The sequence below is a fragment of the Streptomyces coacervatus genome, assembly GCF_029223485.1.
Lineage (GTDB): Bacteria > Actinomycetota > Actinomycetes > Streptomycetales > Streptomycetaceae > Streptomyces > Streptomyces coacervatus.
In genome coordinates, this window is the sequence record NZ_JARHTP010000045.1 from 1 (window position 1) to 16,191 (window position 16,191).

Here is a 16,191-nt window from a genome sequence, read left to right on the forward strand (position 1 = left end):
ACCACTTGCTCGGTGCCCGCTGTTCGAATCCAGGGGCGGGGACGGTGAGCCCGTCTGATCTGAGGGCTCGGGACCCCGTGGTGTTTCAGGCTTCACCGACCCCGTGACTCACCATTAGATGGTGTTTGCTGCCTGGCTTCCGCCGGTCGACCGGCGACGGACCGGTGTCGGCTCCCCCTTTTTCGCGCGGATGTGAGAGCCGTCCACGCACGCCCTGGACCAGTCGAGTTCGCCTGCCGCGTTGAGTTCCGCGAGCAGGATCCGGTGCAACTGGTCGAAGACACCGGCCTGCTGCCACCGCTCAAGCCTGCGCCAGCAGGTCTGCCCGGAGCCGAACCCCAGCTCCAGGGGCAGCAATTGCCAGGCTATGTCGTTGTGGAGCACGTACAGGATGCCCTGCAGACACAGCCGGTCCGCCACCGGCCGAGGCCCGGGTGACCGCGCTGGCCAAGGCGGCAACAGCGGTTCGATCAGAGCCCACAAGTTGTCGTCCACGATCCACGGTCGAGTACTCACACCTTTCCGAACGGCCGAATCACCCAACGGTCACGCCCGACCAGGGCACTTGAACAAGATTGTGTTACGAGCTCTATAAGCCCGTTTCTTGTAGCGGGTCCGGGTTGGGTGAGGAAGCCTTGGCGGGTGAGGCGCAGAGCTGGCCACTACCCAGAAGGTCATCGCCGAACTCGCGCCGACCGGAGACGGAGGTGAGGCCGATCCGCTCCAGTCGACCCCGGCCTGCCAGGCCATCGTGAACGCCTTCGACCAGCACCGCGACCAGACATTCAAGGTCCGTCAACGGCACGAACTCCTCGGCATGCCCACCGACGACCCGTCCATGAACGTCACCCGATGCCGCCTCGGACGCCTCACCCGACAAGGCTCCCTCACCCAACCCGGACGATGCCGCTACCGGAAGCGGACTTGAGGTCCTGTTGCGGACCTTGGCGAGGGCTCCGAACGTCTCTGTCGGGCGACGTCATGTGATCATGTCCGCATGGCGGCTGGTCGGATCATCTTCCTCAACGGCACCTCCAGTTCAGGGAAGTCGAGCATTGCCCGGGAGTTGCTCGACGTCCTGGACGACGGTGTCTTCTTCCACTTGGCAGTCGACAGCTTCAATGCAATGCGTACGAAGCGGAACCTCACGCAGGATGACCTCGACACCGCTCTGCGCCGGACAAGGATGGGCTTCCATCGCTCGATCGCGGCCATGGCCGAGGTGGGTAACGATGTCATCGTCGACCATGTTCTCAGCGAGCCGTGGCGGCTGATCGACTGCCTGACCGTACTGCGCCCGCAGGACGTGGCGTTCGTGGGCGTCCACTGCTCACTGGACGAACTGGCCCGCCGGGAAGAGGCGCGCGGCGATCGCCCCTCGGGACTTGCGGCGCTGCAATATGACCTGGTCCACCAGCATGGCGATTACGACGTCGAATGCGATACCAGCACAGCAAGCCCGCGTGAATGCGCCGAATTGATCAAGGAATTTCTATCGCGCAGGCCAAGGCCCACCGCCTTCAGCCGTCTTCGCGCACGATATCTGGAGGTCAACCGCGAACTACCTACGTCGGGACACATGCGGTCCGCGTAGGGAGTGAGGGCGCATCATGCCGACTATACAAAGATGCCTTCCAGGTGCAGACCGCAAAGGCCGCTACCAGAAACGGACTTAATGCCCTCTGAGGCGAATCCGGAACCTGCCGGTCATGGCGATGCTCTACGACACGAGCTGCGCGACCTGCGCCCCCCGGTCCATTTTGTGCCATCCGCCCACTTTTGTGCGACTGTGGAGGGCCGGACTCAACGGCCGGTCGCGATCCAAACGGTTGGAGTACGACCGGAGTACTAGACGGGATCAGACAAGTAGAACAGGGATGTCGGGATCGGCGGTCCTGCCGCCCGTGCCCGGACAAAGCCTTCATCGACAAGTTCTACGAACCGTTCACTTCGCCGACCTCGCGTGCTTGCTGTGGACTTCCAATTCTCTCCCTGCATATCCCAGAACTCGCGGCCGATCTCCCCCCGGAACAGATGAGCCGCAGCGCCTCGAACGACCTCCTCGCTGAGTCGGCCCACGATGTAGTCGGCATGCCAAAAGCTGACAATCAGGTTGACGTAGGCGTGCTGCTTGGCCCGCTTGACTGGGATGGGGCGAGGAGGTGGCCCCCAACACACCAGGAGATCCGGGTCGTCAAGCAAGCGCAACGTCAGCTCGCGATGTGCCGCCAGCTGGGCGTCCTCTCGATCGTTATGGACTTGGCGGGCTTGGTAGGCGAGGGATGCGACAACGCCTATGAGCGCGATACCTGAGAAGAAGGTCGAGACGGCGGCATAAGTCTGGCTGACGTCAGCGAGCTCCGCCCAGTCCGTGCGACTCGGAGCCGCATGACGCAGCAGGAACGGAGTTGCCGCGGCCAACGCGATCAATGCGATGCCCAGCAGAGACCAGCCGGTCCAACGTTTCAAATGTGTGCGCAAAACACCCATCGCCCCCCCAGAGTTGCGGCAGACTCGCATCGTCGCGGGCACTCGCGGGAGCGGCAAGGTGGTTGTTAACCCTGCTTGCAGTGCTGGCTCTGGCCGTGGGATCGCTGCATTTGCGGCGGGCGGGGGTGACTAGTGAGCTGGCGAGTCATCAGGGTGACAGAGGCGATCCGTCGCGGCAGGATCACACAGTCGGTGACGCTCTTCGGTCTCCTGACGGTCTTGATCGTCACCCCGGAGAGGGACTTCGCCCAGCCCGCGAGTGTGCCCGCGCAGGCGGAGTCAGCCCACACGACGGCGAGTTCGGGGTGCAGGAGGCGCAGGAGCAGAGGACCTCCTTCGCCGCGACGGCGTCGTGGGCATCGGCCGCGGTCACAGTGACGGAAGGCAGCAGTCGACGCGTGTCCACGACCAGGTGGCGCTCTTGACCGTTCCCAGTGCATGCACCTACGTCCCGATCAGCGACGGCTCGAGAAGATCACTCCATGAGGGCGCGGTGCCGGGCCGCCAGGGCGCCGTCTCACCCTGTGAGTACGCCGTCCAGGAACCGGGTCAGATCCGCGAAGACCTCGGCCTTGTTCGTCTCGTTGAACACCTCGTGCCGGGCGCCCGGGTAGATCCTCTCGGTGAGGTTGCCCAGGCCGCCGCCGCTCAGCTGCTCGATGCCGACACGGCTCCCGGCGAGCGGGACCAGTCGGTCGTCGTCGCCGTGCAGCCACAGCAGTGGGAGCCGGCCGATGTCGCCGCCCTTGGCGGCGGTGTCCAGCGTCCGGGCGAACGCCTCCACGGTCGGCCGCTTCATCGGACCGTGCCAGACCAGCGGATCGGCCGTGTAGGCCGCCCCGACCGCCGGGTCCCGGGAGAGCGCGGCCGGACTGATGGGGGTGTCGGGGATCTCGTCGAGGGCGAGCAGTCGCCGCGGCAGCTCCCAGTCGCCGATCACCGGCCCGGACAGCACCAGCGCGGTCAGCACGTCGCCGTACCGCTGGGCGTAGCGGGCCGCGATCAGTCCGCCCATGGAGTGCCCGATCAGCACGAGGGGCGCGTCCGGATGGGCGGACCGGGCGAGGTCGGCCACGGCGTGGACGTCGGTGACCACGTCCTCGAAGTCCTCGACCAGCACCCGCTCGCCCGCCGACCTGCCGTGGCCCATGTGGTCGGGCCCGAACACGGCGGCACCGTGGGTCACGAGGACGCCGGCCACCTCCTCGTATCGGCCGACGTGCTCGCCGTATCCGTGCACCACCAACGCCACATACCGGGGCCGCTCCCGCGGCCACTCGCGTACGGCCACGGTGCCCCGGGTGCCGCTCAGGACGTACTCGCGGGCGTCGGCCATCTCTCCTCCAGCTGCATCGGTGAAGGTCCCCGTCGATCTTCGTAGATCTTCGTCGATCTTCCCAGGGAGACGCGCGGCGGTCTATAGTCCAAAACTAGCGGTGCTAATTAAGTGGCTGCCACCCGGGTGCAGCCGCCGTAGCTCAGGAGTTCTGTCGTGCGTCCCGTCCACTTCGCGGCCGCCCGCCGCACCCCCATCGGCAAACTGCGCGGAGCCCTGTCCTCCGTGCGCCCGGACGACCTCGCGGCGCACGTGATCCGTGCCCTCGTCATGGACGTCCCCACCCTCGAACCGGCGCGCATCGACGACGTCTACTGGGGCGCCGCCAACCAGGCGGGCGAGGACAACCGCAACGTCGCCCGCATGGCCGTCCTGCTGGCCGGCCTCCCCGAGTCCGTCCCCGGCGCAACGGTCAACCGCCTGTGCGCCTCCGGCCTGGAGGCGGTCACGACGGCCGCCCGCGCCATCGCCGCCGGAGAGGCCGACATCGTCCTCGCGGGCGGCTCCGAGTCGATGAGCCGCGCCCCCTTCGTCCTGCCCCGCCCCGACGAGGCCCTCCCGCACCGCATCGAGACCGTCGACACCCGCCTCGGCTGGCGCCTGGTCAACCCGGCGATGAAGGACCTCCACGGCCTGCTGTCCATGGGCGAAACGGCGGAGGAGGTCGCCACTCGCTACGGCATCCCCCGCGAACGCCAGGACGAATTCGCCCTGCGCAGCCACCAACGCGCCGCAGACGCCCGCAAGAACGGCCACTTCGACGACGAAATCCTCCCGGTCCAGCGCCCGGACGGCGTGCTCGTCGACGCCGACGAATGCATCCGCGAGGACACGTCGTACGAGAAACTCGCGCGCCTGAAGCCGGTCTTCCGCGCCGGAGGCACGGTCACGGCGGGCAACGCCTCCCCGATGAATGACGGCGCCGCCGGCCTCCTCCTAGTCAGCGAGGAGGCCCTGGGCGAGCTGGGCCTGGAGTCACTGGGCCGCTACGTCGCCGGAGCCTCGGCCGGCGTCCACCCCGACGTGATGGGCATCGGCCCGGTGCCCGCCACCCGCAAGGCCCTCGCCCGTGCCGACTGGACCGTCGCCGACATCCAGGAGGCCGAGTTCAACGAGGCGTTCGCGGCCCAGGCCCTCGCCTGCGTGGACCAGCTCGGCATCGACCCCGACCTGGTCAACCCGAGCGGCGGCGCGATCGCCCTGGGACATCCGCTGGGCTGCTCCGGAGCGCGAATCCTTACGACGCTGCTGCACCGGATGCGCAGGACGGGGGCGGAGCGGGGGCTGGCGACGATGTGCGTCGGGGTCGGGCAGGGGAGCGCGGTACTGGTGGAGAGGCACTAGGCGGCGCTGGTGGAGAGGCACGAGACGGCACTGGTGGAGGGGTGGGACGGCACTGGTGGGTGGGCGCGAGACGGCACTGGTGGAGGGGTGGGACGGCACTGGTGGGTGGGCGCGAGACAGCGCTTGTGGAGGGGCGAGACGGCACTTGTGGGTGGGCGTGAGACGGCACTTCTCGACGCCGGTCCGGGCACTTCAGCCCGTCCGGCGTTTGAGGACGAGGCCCCTTAAGGGCCGAAGCACCCGTCCCAAAGAAGGCAGCCCCCAGAGGGCGACACCAACGCCGGGTGCCATCCAGCGAGACGGTACTTACACGCCCCGTTGGCTGCACATAGCATCGGTCCCCGCATGAACACGATGACGCTCTGGCACATAACCGGCTGGGAGTTCGCCGCCCTCGCCTTCGCAGCCCTCCTCGTCGGCTTCTCCAAGACCGCCGTTAGCGGGGCGAACACGGTGAGCCTCGCCATCTTCGCGGCGGTCCTGCCCGCCCGCGCCTCCACCGGCGTACTCCTGCCCGTCCTGATCGCCGGCGACATCCTCGCCGTCCTCACCTACCGCCGGCACGCCCACTGGCCCACCCTGTGGCGGCTGTTCCCGGCGGTCGCGGCGGGTGTCGTCTTCGGCACGCTGTTCCTGGTGTGGGCCGACGACGGCATCGTACGGACGTCGATCGGCGCGATCCTGCTGCTCATGGCGGGCGTGACGCTGTGGCGGCGGCGTACGGCGGAGGCCGAGGAGGACCCGGACTCGGTCACCACTCGCTCGGGCCGGGTCAAGGCCCGCTTGTACGGCGTCCTCGGCGGCTTCACCACGATGGTCGCCAACGCGGGCGGCCCGGTGATGTCGATGTACCTGCTGTCGGCGGGCTTCCGGAAGCTCGGCTTCCTGGGGACGTCGGCGTTCTTCTTCCTGATCGTGAACGTGTCGAAGGTGCCCTTCAGTGCCGGCCTCGGCCTGATCGACGGACGCTCGCTGCTCCTTGACGCCGCACTCGCGGTGTTCGTCGTGCCCGGTGCGTTGTTCGGCAAATGGGCTGTGAACCGAATCAACCAGCGACTTTTCGAGCAACTCGTGATCGCCGCGACGATCGTGGGCGGTCTGCAGCTGCTGCTGCGTTAGCCGAGCTCCTGCACCGCCGAGCCCCGCAGCAGCGCCGGCAGATCCGCGAAGGACTCGATGACGTGATCGGGCGTACCCGTCGCATCCCGATGCGTCTCAGGCAGATATTTCCCGGTCTTCACCAGCACCCCGGTGATCCCGGCCCGCTGCGCCGCCAGCACATCGGACTCGATGTCGTCCCCGACCATCAGCGCCTCACCCGCCCCGACCCCCAGCCGGGCCAGCGCCGCCTCGAAGAACGCCGCCGACGGCTTTCCGGTCACCTCCGCCTCGGCCCGGGCCGCCTGCTCCAGCCCCACCAGGAACGCCCCGGAGTCCAGCTGCAGCCCGGCGTCCGTACGCCAGTAAAGATTCCGGTGTACGGCCACCAGCCGCGCCCCGCGCTGCAGATACCCGAAGGCCCGGTTGAGTGCGGCGTAGTCGAACTCCGGCCCCGCGCCCCCGACGATCACGACGTCCGGCACGCTCTTGGTGTCATCGGGGGCAAGGAGGGTGACGCCCTCGAGATCCTCCCGAATGTCCCCGCTGTTCAGCAGCACGCACCGCGCCCCCGGAAAGTGCTCGGCGAGATACGCGGCGGTGGCGACGGGCGCGGTCAGGATGTCCTCCGCGTCGACCGCGAACCCCGCCTCCCGCAGGGTCCCGGCGATCGACGCCCGGGTCCGCGACGTCGTGTTGGTGACCAGCGCGACCCCGAACCCCGCCTCCCGGATCTCCCGCAACGCCTCGACCGACCCCGGCAACGGCTCCCACGAGACGGTGAGCACCCCGTCGATGTCGATGAGCACGGCACGCACTGACTCCATGCCTGGACGATAACCGCGCACCCGCTGACGACACCCGCGGACGACACGCTTGCGGAACCCGGGAATGCGGCGGCGGGGGGTGTTGTTGGACCGGATGCGATTGATTGACATGCGCGGATCAAATCTCAGATCCGTGGCGTGGGTGAAGGGAGGACCTCATGGCACGCAGCACCGCACGCCCCGTCGTCAGGCTGAAGTCGACGGCCGGGACCGGCGTCACCTACGTGACCCGCAAGAACCGGCACAGCGACCCCGACCGGCTCGTCCTGCGCAAGTACGACCCCGTGGCGGGCGCGCACGTCGAGTTCCGCGAGGAGCGCTGAAGCAGCCCGCGACGACGGGGCCGAGATCCCGAGGAACCAGCCTCCGACCCGCGGCCCCGGAAAGGAAATCCCATGAAGGCCCGCATCCATCCCGAATCCCGGTACGTGGTTTTCCGCGACCGCACCGCGGACGTCAAGTTCCTGACCCGCTCCACCACCGACTCGTCGAAGACGATCGAGTGGGCGGACGGCAACACCTATCCCGTGATCGATGTCGAGATCTCCTCGGCGTCCCACCCCTTCTACACGGGCAGGTCGCGGGTCGTGGACACCGCCGGCCGGGTGGAGCGCTTCGAGCGCCGCTACGGCCGCTCCACGGCGACCCGTCACTGACACGGTCCCGCGCGCTACCCGAGGAGACCAGAACCATGAAGGTACGCAAGTCCCTGCGCTCACTGAAGTCCAAGCCCGGCGCCCAGGTGGTCCGCCGACGGGGCGTGGTCTACGTGATCAACAAGAAAGATCCCCGCTTCAAGGCCCGCCAGGGCTGACGACGGCACGTACACAACACGGCCGCCCGGTGTCGCCACCGGGCGGCCGTCCCGCATCCCCCGCAACAGCGTCCGCCGCCGACCTCGTACGCTCGCACCCATGTCCCCCCACGTCCTGATCCTCGGCGGCACCACCGAGGCCCGCGAACTGGCCGCCGCGCTCGCGGCGCATCCCGGCGTGCGCGTCACGACCTCGCTCGCGGGGCGGGTGACACGGCCGGGGGTGCTGGCGGGGGACGTACGCGTCGGAGGCTTCGGCGGGGCGGAAGGGCTGGCCGACTGGCTCCGCGAACAGCGCGTGGACGCCCTTGTGGACGCCACGCACCCCTTCGCCGAGGCGATCACGGCGAACGCGGCCCAGGCCGCGTCGGCGACCGGCGTCCCGGCGGTCGTGCTGCGCCGGCCGGGCTGGCAGCCCGGCCCCGAGGACCGCTGGCACAGCGTCCCGTCTCTCGCCGCGGCGGCGGACCTGCTGCCACGCTTCGGCCCCCGCGTCTTCCTGACCACCGGACGCATGGGCCTGTCCGCCTTCACCCACCTGACGGACCGTCACTTCGTCGTACGGTCCGTGGAGCCCCCCGAGCCGCCGATGCCGCCGCACACGGAAGTGCTGCTGGCACGCGGCCCGTTCACGGTGGACGACGAGACGAAGCTGCTGCGCGAGTACCTGGTCGACGTCGTGGTGACGAAGGACAGCGGAGGAGAGGCGACAGCCGCCAAGCTCACGGCCGCCCGCGGCCTGCGGCTGCCGGTCGTGGTCGTACGAAGGCCGCCGTTGCCGCAGGGCGTGACCGCCGTCCCCGACGTGCCGCAGGCCCTCGCCCGGCTGGGTCTCAGCCGGTCGTGACCGACGCTCGCAGCCGGTCGATCGCGGACAGCACCTCGGCGCGGTTCTTGGCGCCCTTGATCCAGGCGGGCAGCCTCGCGACCAGCGTCATCTTCTGCCCGGTGTCGTACCAGGGCGCCCGCTCCCGCAGCTCGGCGGCGACGAACCGCCTGATCAGGTCGAGGTGTTCGAGGTTGTAGGCCCACAGCTCACCGTGTCTGGTCTCCGCCCGCAGCCACAGGGCCGGCCGACCGCATCTCTGCCCGGGCCGCCGCGTCGCGCAGTGCGGTCCGGTGTCGATGCGGGACAGGCCGCAGGAGCGGCACACCAGACGCCGTTCCGGGTACGTCCGGCCCCGGGCGTCCGCCGTCCGGCCATGGCGCCGCTCGAAGTGGGCGACGCGGTCGCAGCGGGGACAGCGCACCAGGGCGGACCCGGAGAAGTCGTACGCCGTCCGGCGGGTGTCGCGGAAGCGGACGGGTGCGGGAGACATGAGGCGAGTATGGCGAGCACCCGCCTCGCGAAGCACCCCTTTTTCAGGCGGCGGTAGCGGTGACCGGTTCCCGCGACCGCTGGGGCAGACCGGTGCTCAGGTCCTCGACCAGGAGGCGCTTGGCGATGGTGTCCACTGCCGCACGCAGGTCCGTTCCGGTGGGGCGGCCCACGTCCTCCTGGACCCGTGCCTCCAGCCACCTGCCCCACGCTTGGCCGATCACGGCGGCCTCCCGCTCACCCGCCTCCGTGTGGGAGACCAGATAGCCGTCGCGGGTCAGATAGCCCTCCTCGACCATGCGGTCGTAGACCGGCAGCAGTACCTCCGGCGGCATGTGCCGACGGGCGGCGATCATGCCCAGGCTGGCGTGGCCCACCATCCGGGTCATCAGCTCGACCTGCATCACGGCCCAGGCACCGGCGATGTCGAGCCGGGTGTCGGACTCCGCCATGATCCGGCGCACGGTGTCCAGATCCGTACTGCCGATGATCTTCCCCACGGCCGCTTCGAGCAGTCGTTGCGAGTCCGCGCCGTGCGGTGACGCGAAGCCCTCGCCCATGTCGGTGGAGCCCTTGCGGGCGCTGTCGCGCAGCTCGACCTGCTTGAGGAACAGCGAGACCACGAAGCCGACGGCCGCGACCGGCACGGTCCACAGGAACACGGTCTGGATGGTGTCGGCGTAGGCGTCGATGATCGGGGCGGCGACACCGGACGGCAGCTTGTGCAGTCCTTCCGGGCTGGTCGCCGCCTTGGTGAGGACCGCCGGGGGCACGGCGCTGCTCTTCGCGGCGGCCGCGATCCCGTCCGTGAGGTTGGGCTTGAGGGCGTTGGTGTAGATCGTGCCGAACACCGCGGTGCCGAACGAACTGCCCAGCGTACGGAAGAAGGTGACGCCCGAGGTCGCGGTGCCGAGGTCTGCGTAGTCGACGGTGTTCTGCACGGCGATCGTCAGGACCTGCATGCTCAGCCCGATGCCGGTGCCGAGCACGAACATGTACAGCGACTCCAGCCAGGCACCCGTCCCCGGCCCCATGAGCGACATCAGATACAGGCCGAGGCCCATCACCAGAGAGCCGACGACGGGGAAGAACCGGTACTGGCCGGTCTTGCTGACCACATTGCCGCTGAACACCGACGCGATCAGCAGGCCGATCACCATCGGCAGCGTCCGTACGCCGGAGACGGTGGCGGAGTCGCCGTCGACGTACTGCAGATAGCTCGGCAGGTAGGTCATCGCGCCGAGCATCGCGAAGCCGACGATGAAGCTGAGGACGGAGCAGACCGTGAACACCGGGTTGGTGAACAGCCGCATGGGCAGCATCGGTTCGCGCGCCCGGGTCTCGGCCCAGCAGAACAGCCCCAGCGCGATCACGCCCCCGACGAACAGACCGATGATGACGCCCGAGCCCCACGCGTACTCGTTGCCGCCCCAACTGGTCGCCAGGATCAGGGAACTTGCCCCGACCGCGACGAGCGCGATGCCGAGGTAGTCGATGACAGGCCGGGACGCCGACTTCACCACCGGGATGGTGCGGGCGGCCGCGGCGACGACGACGATCGCGATCGGCACGTTGACGTAGAAGGCCCAGCGCCAGGTCAGATGGTCGGTGAACAGCCCGCCCAGCAGCGGCCCGATGACGGTGGCCACCCCGAACACCGCCCCGATCGCGCCCTGGTACTTGCCCCGCTCCCGCAACGGAATGACATCGGCGATCAGCGCCATCGCGGTGACCATGAGCCCGCCCGCGCCGACGCCCTGCATCGCCCGCCACGCGATCAGCAGCGACATGTTCGTGGCCAGACCGCACAGGAACGAGCCTGTGATGAACACGATCGCCGACACCTGGAAGACCACCTTGCGGCCGAACAGGTCGCCGAACTTGCCCACCAGTACGGTCGACACGGTCTCCGCGAGCAGATACGAGGTCACCACCCACGACATGTGCGCGGCACCGCCCAGGTCGGACACGATCGTCGGCAGTGCCGTGCCGACGATCGTCTGGTCGAGGGCGGCGAGCAGCATCCCGAGCATGATCGTCACGAAGACGACATTGCGGCGGCGCGGGTCCAGCACGGGCGGCTGCGGTGCGGCGGCAGGCGGGGCGGCGTCCTCGGTCACTGTCACGAGGTCACGATCACACCGGTGGGCTACCGGCGCATGCGGGACCCGTCCGCCCGGGTGGTGCAGGCGTCACCGCTTCCGCGAGCTACTCCTTGGGGTTGCGGCGCAGCAGATACGTGTCCATGATCCACCCCTTGCGCTCGCGGGCCTCGGCCCGCAGCCGCTCGATCCGCGGTGCGGCCTCACCGATCGGCCCGGAGACGAGTATCTCGTCCGGCGTACCGATGTAGGCGCCCCAGTAGATGTCGATGTCCTCGTCGGCGTACTGCCGGAAGGTCTGGTGGGCGTCCAGCATCACGACCACGTCGTCCACCCCCTCCGGGAAGCCCTCGGCGAGCCGCCGCCCGGTGGTGATCTGGACGGGCCGGGCCACCCGGTTCAGCCCCGTACGATGCCGCGCGACAAGCGCGGACACGCTACTGACGCCGGGCACGACGTCGTACTCGAAGCTGACAGCCCCCCGCTCCCGCACCTCCTCCAGAATCCCGATCGTGCTGTCGTACAACGCCGGATCCCCCCACACCAGGAACGCGCCGCTCTCGTCCTCGCCCAGCTCCCCGGCGATCAGCCGCTCATAGATGTCGGCACGGGCGCTGCGCCAGTCCCCGACGGCGGGGGAGTAGGCCGCGCCGCCCGCCTTGCGGTCCCGCTCCGGATCCCGCGCCTCGACCACCCGATACGACGACCCCTGCGGTATGTGCGCATCGAGCATGTCCCGGCGCAGCCGAGTGAGGTCGTCCTTCACCTCACCCTTCTCGAGAATGAAGAACACGTCCGTGCTCCGCAGCGCCCTGACCGCCTGCAGGGTGAGCTGGTCGGGGTCGCCCGCGCCGATACCGATGACATGAATCTTTCGCACCCCCCGAGTCTGCCGCACACCACTGACAGTCCGTACACCGCGTCCCTACCGAGCGGGTACGGGCGGCCGCAGGTCCTACGCGTTCCGCTCGCGCATCCTCATCTCCTACGGGGCCTGCCCGCGCAGCCGCGGCGCCCGCGCCGCGGCGTCGACAACCCCGCCCCCGCCCTCCACGTCGTCCGCCAGCTCACGCCCCCAGGCGACGAGCCCCACCAGATCCATCCCGTACGGCCGCTGCCGCCCCGACTCCGCTGCCCACTGCTCCACGGCCCCGGCACCTCGCCGCAGCAGCCGGGCGCCGCCCGTGACATTCCCCCGGGCCGCATGCGTGAGCCCGACGGCAACCTGCGCCAGGCCCCGCCACAGCTCCCGCTCCGCCTCCGGCCCCGACTTCCAGGCGTCCTCGAACACCTCGTGCGCATGGAAGGGTCTGCCCGCATCCAGCAGCTCCTGCGCCTCGGCGACGGTCTGCTCCGGAGCACGCATGACCCCCTCGGGCTGCCGAGCCACCCCGTCCGCGCCGTACGGCAGCGGCCGCCCGAGCCCGTCCCGCGGCCGGGCATTGCGCGCCCGCCCCTCGCCGTCCCGGTCCCGCGCCCCGGCCACCCGGCCTGACGACGCGCTGCTCCTGCGTCCCGTACTGCCCATACGCCCGATTGTCCCGCGCCCCCGGCCCGCTTCGGCACCACCCCGCACGTGGGGTAAAGTGCTGTCCGCGCGATCACGCGGTTCACCGCGGGAAGCGCACCGGGACGTGGCGCAGCTTGGTAGCGCACTTGACTGGGGGTCAAGGGGTCGCAGGTTCAAATCCTGTCGTCCCGACTGGAGTTCTCTCCGTAGTCGCAGGTCAGGGCCTTGGATCACATCATGTGAGACGAGGCCCTTGATCGTTTCTAGGCTCTCGTCTCACAATTTCTCACAGACCCGTATGATCTTCTCTAGCCGAGCAGCTCGCCCAGCTTCTCCGAGCCTGCCTTGAGACTCTGCGGGTCGGGGTGGACGTACACGCGTTTGGCAGGAGCGGCCCTCCAAGCGATTGCGCAGCAAGAGGGTCCCCCACCGCAGGCATGGTCGGGAGTAGCGTCGCCAACGGGCGTTATTCCGTACCCGAGCGCTCTTCCCGTTCCAGCGCGCGTCCATCGGGAGTCGTTCGAAGCCAGGGCCGCTTAGAAGGTGGTTTTTCCCACATCGGTGGAACCTCATCCATGGGCCATGCTTCAGGGAGGTGCCGCCCTTCAAAGACAAACGTTCCGTATTGGCTCGTCTTCATCGTATAAGGGTTTCCCAGCGCATCCGTATAGGTCACCCCCAAAAGGCTGCTCGTTTCTGGATGAGCTACGTCTAGCTCTCCTCCGGGCGGGATGGGGAATAGATGAAGTGGACTGAACCAGCGCTCACCAACGCCCTTTCGTAGCTGTTTGGATCCTGCGCCCTTGATCTTCTCAGCCAGGCCGAAGATGATATTCAATGCTGGGCCGTTTCCCACATTGGTGAGAAGAACGTGGTTGGCTCCCGCCTCGTCACGTGGCAAGCGTTTCATCACGAGGACGGGCATTCTGCCCCTACGGTCAGCCGCGCTGGAGAACCGGAAGTTTATGACGAACGACACGAGCGAAATAGCTATCGCTACAGCAGCAAGCATGTTTGCCGTCATACAGGGATGGTCTCAAGGCCAAGGAAGCCCTGGCAAGGGCAGAAACATGGTCACGTCTGGAGGTCATTTAGATCCACTAAGGCGAGCGCTACGCGCCTTGTCGATCAAGGAATCGACGACTCGACCGCCGCGTGTCTACGAGGCTTTGGTGACCTCTGGCGACGATAGAGATCAACATCTGTAACTTAGGTACTAGACCGCGAGCTTGAGGACCCCTATAACCTTCAGCTGTGCAGTGGGGGACTCTAGCGGTCGCCGCGCTCGGGGCTGTATTTGGAATCGCGACGACGCTGATAACTGACGTGGTGCGCTCTCGGCGGGAGCTTGATCATCGCTGGAGTGAGACCAAGCGGATCGTTTACGCCCGCTTCCTAGTTGCGTTAGCACAGGCTCATGGGCGTATGGCGGCAGTAGCTTTCCGTGACCAATCGGTCACTGTTCGTCAAAATATCGTCCATCAGGCCTACCATGCCTACTTTGACGATCCGCACCACTCTGACGCCAAGTCCGTTAGTCGGGAGCTGGCGATCATTGCTCCCGATCACATCTACCAGGCGGCAATCGCAGTTTATGATCAGCTTCGCTTGATTCGAGACATGCTCGCCTCGGAGCCAGTTACGGCGGACTCGGCCGAGTATCAGCAGGCCGTGCAGCCGTTTTTCGCTGGGCTTGAGGTCCTTCAGCAGTTGATGCGGCGCGACCTGCAACCACCAGCGCCTCGACGGGCTTGAGATTCCGCGGAAGGCCTACCCTGTAGCACTCAGACCGTAGGCGATAATCCGGCTGGTGAGCCCGACAGACCCCCCATATATTAGGGACGGGCCGTCTGACACGTTTCTCACAGACCAGGTCACAGCAACACGAGAACGGGGCCCCTGACCTGGACGTTTGCCGGATTCCCTGGACTGTATGGACGCCCTGACTTGGGCGTCAGTTTCTGGGGGGCAAGGGATCGCAGGTTCAAATCCTGTCGTCCCGACCAGCTTTGTTGCAGGTCGGAGGCCGTTCTCTCGTTTGTGGGAGGGCGGCTTTTCTCGTTCCTGGAGGGCTGGTGGTCGTAGCCGAAGGCCAGCCGGTGAACGGATCGTGGTGATGACCAGCTGGTTGTTGGCGACCGCGGAGAGTGTGCGTCGAACGTACAGAACCCGTTCGGTGAGGCGGACGTCGTCCCGGTGCAGCGCACTGCCGGAGGTGGTCGGCGATGGTCCGGTTCGGGGCGGTGTTGAATCCGTCGGCCTCTTCCTCAAGTCTCGTGGGACCACCCGTCCGATCCGTGATCCGTTGCCGGTCCCGCGCTCTCACCTGGTCGTTTCTGCGTCGTTTCTGCGATGCAGAGGCACTCCTCGAGAAAGACGAGGGCCCGCAGGTGATACGGGCGTGCTGCCCAGCCGAGGCTGATGTTGTGGCCGGCGTGCGGCTGGCGGTCGACGATGACCCGTGCCTTGCTCAGCAGGTCCGTCATCGTCGCCAGGGCCTCGTCGTCGTGCCGCCACCACGCTTCGTGCTCCGCGAAAGTGAGCCGCACCGGAACCCGTACGCGACGGGCGACTTCGGGGAAATGACTCGGCCAGGCCGCCGCCTCGCTCCACTCCCGTTCGGGCATGGGGGACAGGATGCAGCGGCTGGCGGCGAAGGTGTTCGGCGGATACAGGTGCAGTGGGCCCCAGCTCAGTCGCCGGGTGGCGAGGCTGTGCAGGCGGGGCAAGTCCTGCGTGCCGACGGCGTACTGGTGTCCACAGCCGGAGATGTCCAGGCCGAGGAAACGGTCCCCGAGGCCGTCGGCGGCAGCCGTCAGCGCGAGCTTGCCGCCGTAGGAGTGAGCCACCAGGAAGAAGCCTGCTCCGACATGGTTTTGGCGGGCGAAGCTGTCGAGTGCCGTGTGCAGTGTCAGTGACTGTTCCGCCAGCGTCCGGCCGGCGGGGAGGAGGGTTGCCGACGTGCCGTAGCCGGGGCGGTCGAGGGCCAGCACGGTGAAGCCGAGGGTGGCGCCGAGGGTCAGTAGGGACAGGCTGGGGTGGGCCCGTCCGTGGAAGTAGCCGGCTCGCATACCGCCGCCGTGGAGTGCCACCACGACCGCCCGCGGCGGGGTGTGCGATGGCTCGCTCAGCAGGCCGGACAGTGGGATGCCGTCGGCGTCCACGGTGATCTCGCGCACGTGCGGCGAGACGGGGGCGGGGGTGAATCGCTCGCTCATGGACACGGTCAGTCCTTGATCTCGCAGATCGCGGCGCCGGAGCTGATGGAGGCGCCGACCTCGGCGCCCAGGCCCTTGATGGTGCCGGACTTGTGGGCGTTGAGGGGCTGTTCCATCTTCATGGCCTCCAGGAC

General features: G+C 68.0%; 19 protein-coding genes, 1 tRNA gene and 1 pseudogene. 9 read left to right on the forward strand and 12 right to left on the reverse strand.

Features of this window, described 5'->3' with window-relative positions; translation table 11 throughout:
* Window positions 1-109: 109 nt before the first annotated feature.
* Both P2Q00_RS50125 and P2Q00_RS50130 read right to left on the reverse strand, forming a co-directional pair.
* Window positions 110-498, reverse strand: a pseudogene (locus P2Q00_RS50125) (transposase); the annotation flags it as partial.
* 91 nt (window positions 499-589) lie between these two features.
* Window positions 590-880 (reverse strand): hypothetical protein, encoded by a 291-nt coding sequence (locus P2Q00_RS50130; RefSeq protein WP_275781765.1) that lies wholly within the window; start codon window positions 878-880, stop codon window positions 590-592.
* Window positions 881-997: 117 nt separating this feature from the next.
* On the opposite strand from P2Q00_RS50130, the gene P2Q00_RS50135 reads away from it, so the two are divergent.
* Window positions 998-1,594 carry a chloramphenicol phosphotransferase CPT family protein gene (locus P2Q00_RS50135; protein ID WP_275781766.1) on the forward strand — a complete coding sequence of 199 codons (597 nt, stop codon included), beginning with the start codon at window positions 998-1,000 and terminating at the stop codon, window positions 1,592-1,594.
* 254 nt (window positions 1,595-1,848) lie between these two features.
* Here the strand turns inward: P2Q00_RS50135 and P2Q00_RS50140 are convergent, their stop codons facing one another.
* Together P2Q00_RS50140 and P2Q00_RS50145 are read right to left on the reverse strand one after the other, a co-directional pair.
* Window positions 1,849-2,490 (reverse strand): DUF6082 family protein, encoded by a 642-nt coding sequence (locus P2Q00_RS50140; RefSeq protein WP_275781767.1) that lies wholly within the window; start codon window positions 2,488-2,490, stop codon window positions 1,849-1,851.
* 517 nt (window positions 2,491-3,007) lie between these two features.
* Window positions 3,008-3,826, reverse strand: a complete 819-nt coding sequence (locus P2Q00_RS50145) for an alpha/beta hydrolase (protein WP_275781769.1) — start codon at window positions 3,824-3,826, stop codon at window positions 3,008-3,010.
* A 156-nt stretch (window positions 3,827-3,982) separates the two neighbouring features.
* On the opposite strand from P2Q00_RS50145, the gene P2Q00_RS50150 reads away from it, so the two are divergent.
* Both P2Q00_RS50150 and P2Q00_RS50155 read left to right on the forward strand, forming a co-directional pair.
* Window positions 3,983-5,170, forward strand: a complete 1,188-nt coding sequence (locus P2Q00_RS50150; protein ID WP_275781770.1) for a thiolase family protein — start codon at window positions 3,983-3,985, stop codon at window positions 5,168-5,170.
* Between the two features lie 345 nt (window positions 5,171-5,515).
* Entirely contained in the window at window positions 5,516-6,289 is a 774-nt protein-coding gene (locus tag P2Q00_RS50155) for a sulfite exporter TauE/SafE family protein (protein WP_275781772.1), read from the forward strand.
* Here the strand turns inward: P2Q00_RS50155 and P2Q00_RS50160 are convergent.
* Entirely contained in the window at window positions 6,286-7,095 is an 810-nt protein-coding gene (locus tag P2Q00_RS50160; RefSeq protein WP_275781774.1) for an HAD-IIA family hydrolase, read from the reverse strand. The genes P2Q00_RS50155 and P2Q00_RS50160 overlap by 4 nt on opposite strands.
* 158 nt (window positions 7,096-7,253) lie before the next feature.
* Here P2Q00_RS50160 and rpmG point away from each other — a divergent pair, with 158 nt between their 5' ends.
* The 4 genes from rpmG to P2Q00_RS50180 all read left to right on the forward strand — a co-directional run bounded on the left by rpmG (window position 7,254) and on the right by P2Q00_RS50180 (window position 8,756).
* Window positions 7,254-7,418 (forward strand): 50S ribosomal protein L33, encoded by a 165-nt coding sequence (gene rpmG / locus P2Q00_RS50165; RefSeq protein ID WP_275781776.1) that lies wholly within the window; start codon window positions 7,254-7,256, stop codon window positions 7,416-7,418.
* A 72-nt stretch (window positions 7,419-7,490) separates the two neighbouring features.
* Window positions 7,491-7,751 (forward strand): type B 50S ribosomal protein L31, encoded by a 261-nt coding sequence (locus tag P2Q00_RS50170; RefSeq protein WP_275781777.1) that lies wholly within the window; start codon window positions 7,491-7,493, stop codon window positions 7,749-7,751.
* Between the two features lie 35 nt (window positions 7,752-7,786).
* A complete protein-coding gene (ykgO, locus tag P2Q00_RS50175; protein WP_030935932.1) occupies window positions 7,787-7,909 on the forward strand; it encodes a type B 50S ribosomal protein L36 in 123 nt (40 codons plus the stop codon).
* 100 nt (window positions 7,910-8,009) lie between these two features.
* The gene (locus P2Q00_RS50180; protein ID WP_275781779.1) at window positions 8,010-8,756 is read left to right on the forward strand and encodes a cobalt-precorrin-6A reductase; all 747 of its coding nucleotides are present in this window, start codon (window positions 8,010-8,012) and stop codon (window positions 8,754-8,756) included.
* On the opposite strand, the gene P2Q00_RS50185 is transcribed toward P2Q00_RS50180, so the two are convergent.
* The 4 genes from P2Q00_RS50185 to P2Q00_RS50200 all read right to left on the reverse strand — a co-directional run bounded on the left by P2Q00_RS50185 (window position 8,743) and on the right by P2Q00_RS50200 (window position 12,857).
* Window positions 8,743-9,228 carry a hypothetical protein gene (locus tag P2Q00_RS50185; protein WP_275781780.1) on the reverse strand — a complete coding sequence of 162 codons (486 nt, stop codon included), beginning with the start codon at window positions 9,226-9,228 and terminating at the stop codon, window positions 8,743-8,745. The two genes, P2Q00_RS50180 and P2Q00_RS50185, sit on opposite strands and share 14 nt — an antisense overlap.
* A gap of 43 nt (window positions 9,229-9,271) precedes the next feature.
* Complete coding sequence (locus P2Q00_RS50190) at window positions 9,272-11,353, reverse strand: MDR family MFS transporter (RefSeq protein ID WP_275781781.1); 2,082 nt, start codon at window positions 11,351-11,353, stop codon at window positions 9,272-9,274.
* 82 nt (window positions 11,354-11,435) lie between these two features.
* Window positions 11,436-12,209 (reverse strand): precorrin-6A synthase (deacetylating), encoded by a 774-nt coding sequence (gene cobF / locus P2Q00_RS50195; protein ID WP_275781783.1) that lies wholly within the window; start codon window positions 12,207-12,209, stop codon window positions 11,436-11,438.
* A gap of 105 nt (window positions 12,210-12,314) precedes the next feature.
* A complete protein-coding gene (locus tag P2Q00_RS50200; protein WP_275781784.1) occupies window positions 12,315-12,857 on the reverse strand; it encodes a DUF309 domain-containing protein in 543 nt (180 codons plus the stop codon).
* Window positions 12,858-12,957: 100 nt separating this feature from the next.
* On the opposite strand from P2Q00_RS50200, the gene P2Q00_RS50205 reads away from it, so the two are divergent.
* A tRNA-Pro gene (locus P2Q00_RS50205) sits at window positions 12,958-13,031 on the forward strand.
* A 274-nt stretch (window positions 13,032-13,305) separates the two neighbouring features.
* Here the strand turns inward: P2Q00_RS50205 and P2Q00_RS50210 are convergent.
* The gene (locus P2Q00_RS50210; RefSeq protein WP_275781785.1) at window positions 13,306-13,863 is read right to left on the reverse strand and encodes a hypothetical protein; all 558 of its coding nucleotides are present in this window, start codon (window positions 13,861-13,863) and stop codon (window positions 13,306-13,308) included.
* A 230-nt stretch (window positions 13,864-14,093) separates the two neighbouring features.
* Here P2Q00_RS50210 and P2Q00_RS50215 point away from each other — a divergent pair, with 230 nt between their 5' ends.
* Window positions 14,094-14,594, forward strand: coding sequence for a hypothetical protein (locus P2Q00_RS50215; RefSeq protein ID WP_275781786.1), 501 nt, complete (start codon window positions 14,094-14,096; stop codon window positions 14,592-14,594).
* A 512-nt stretch (window positions 14,595-15,106) separates the two neighbouring features.
* Here P2Q00_RS50215 and P2Q00_RS50220 read toward each other — a convergent pair.
* The gene (locus P2Q00_RS50220; RefSeq protein WP_275781787.1) at window positions 15,107-16,057 is read right to left on the reverse strand and encodes an alpha/beta hydrolase; all 951 of its coding nucleotides are present in this window, start codon (window positions 16,055-16,057) and stop codon (window positions 15,107-15,109) included.
* Between the two features lie 8 nt (window positions 16,058-16,065).
* Window positions 16,066-16,191 (reverse strand): biotin/lipoyl-containing protein (locus P2Q00_RS50225; protein ID WP_275781788.1); only part of this gene is annotated, 126 nt, incomplete at its 5' end.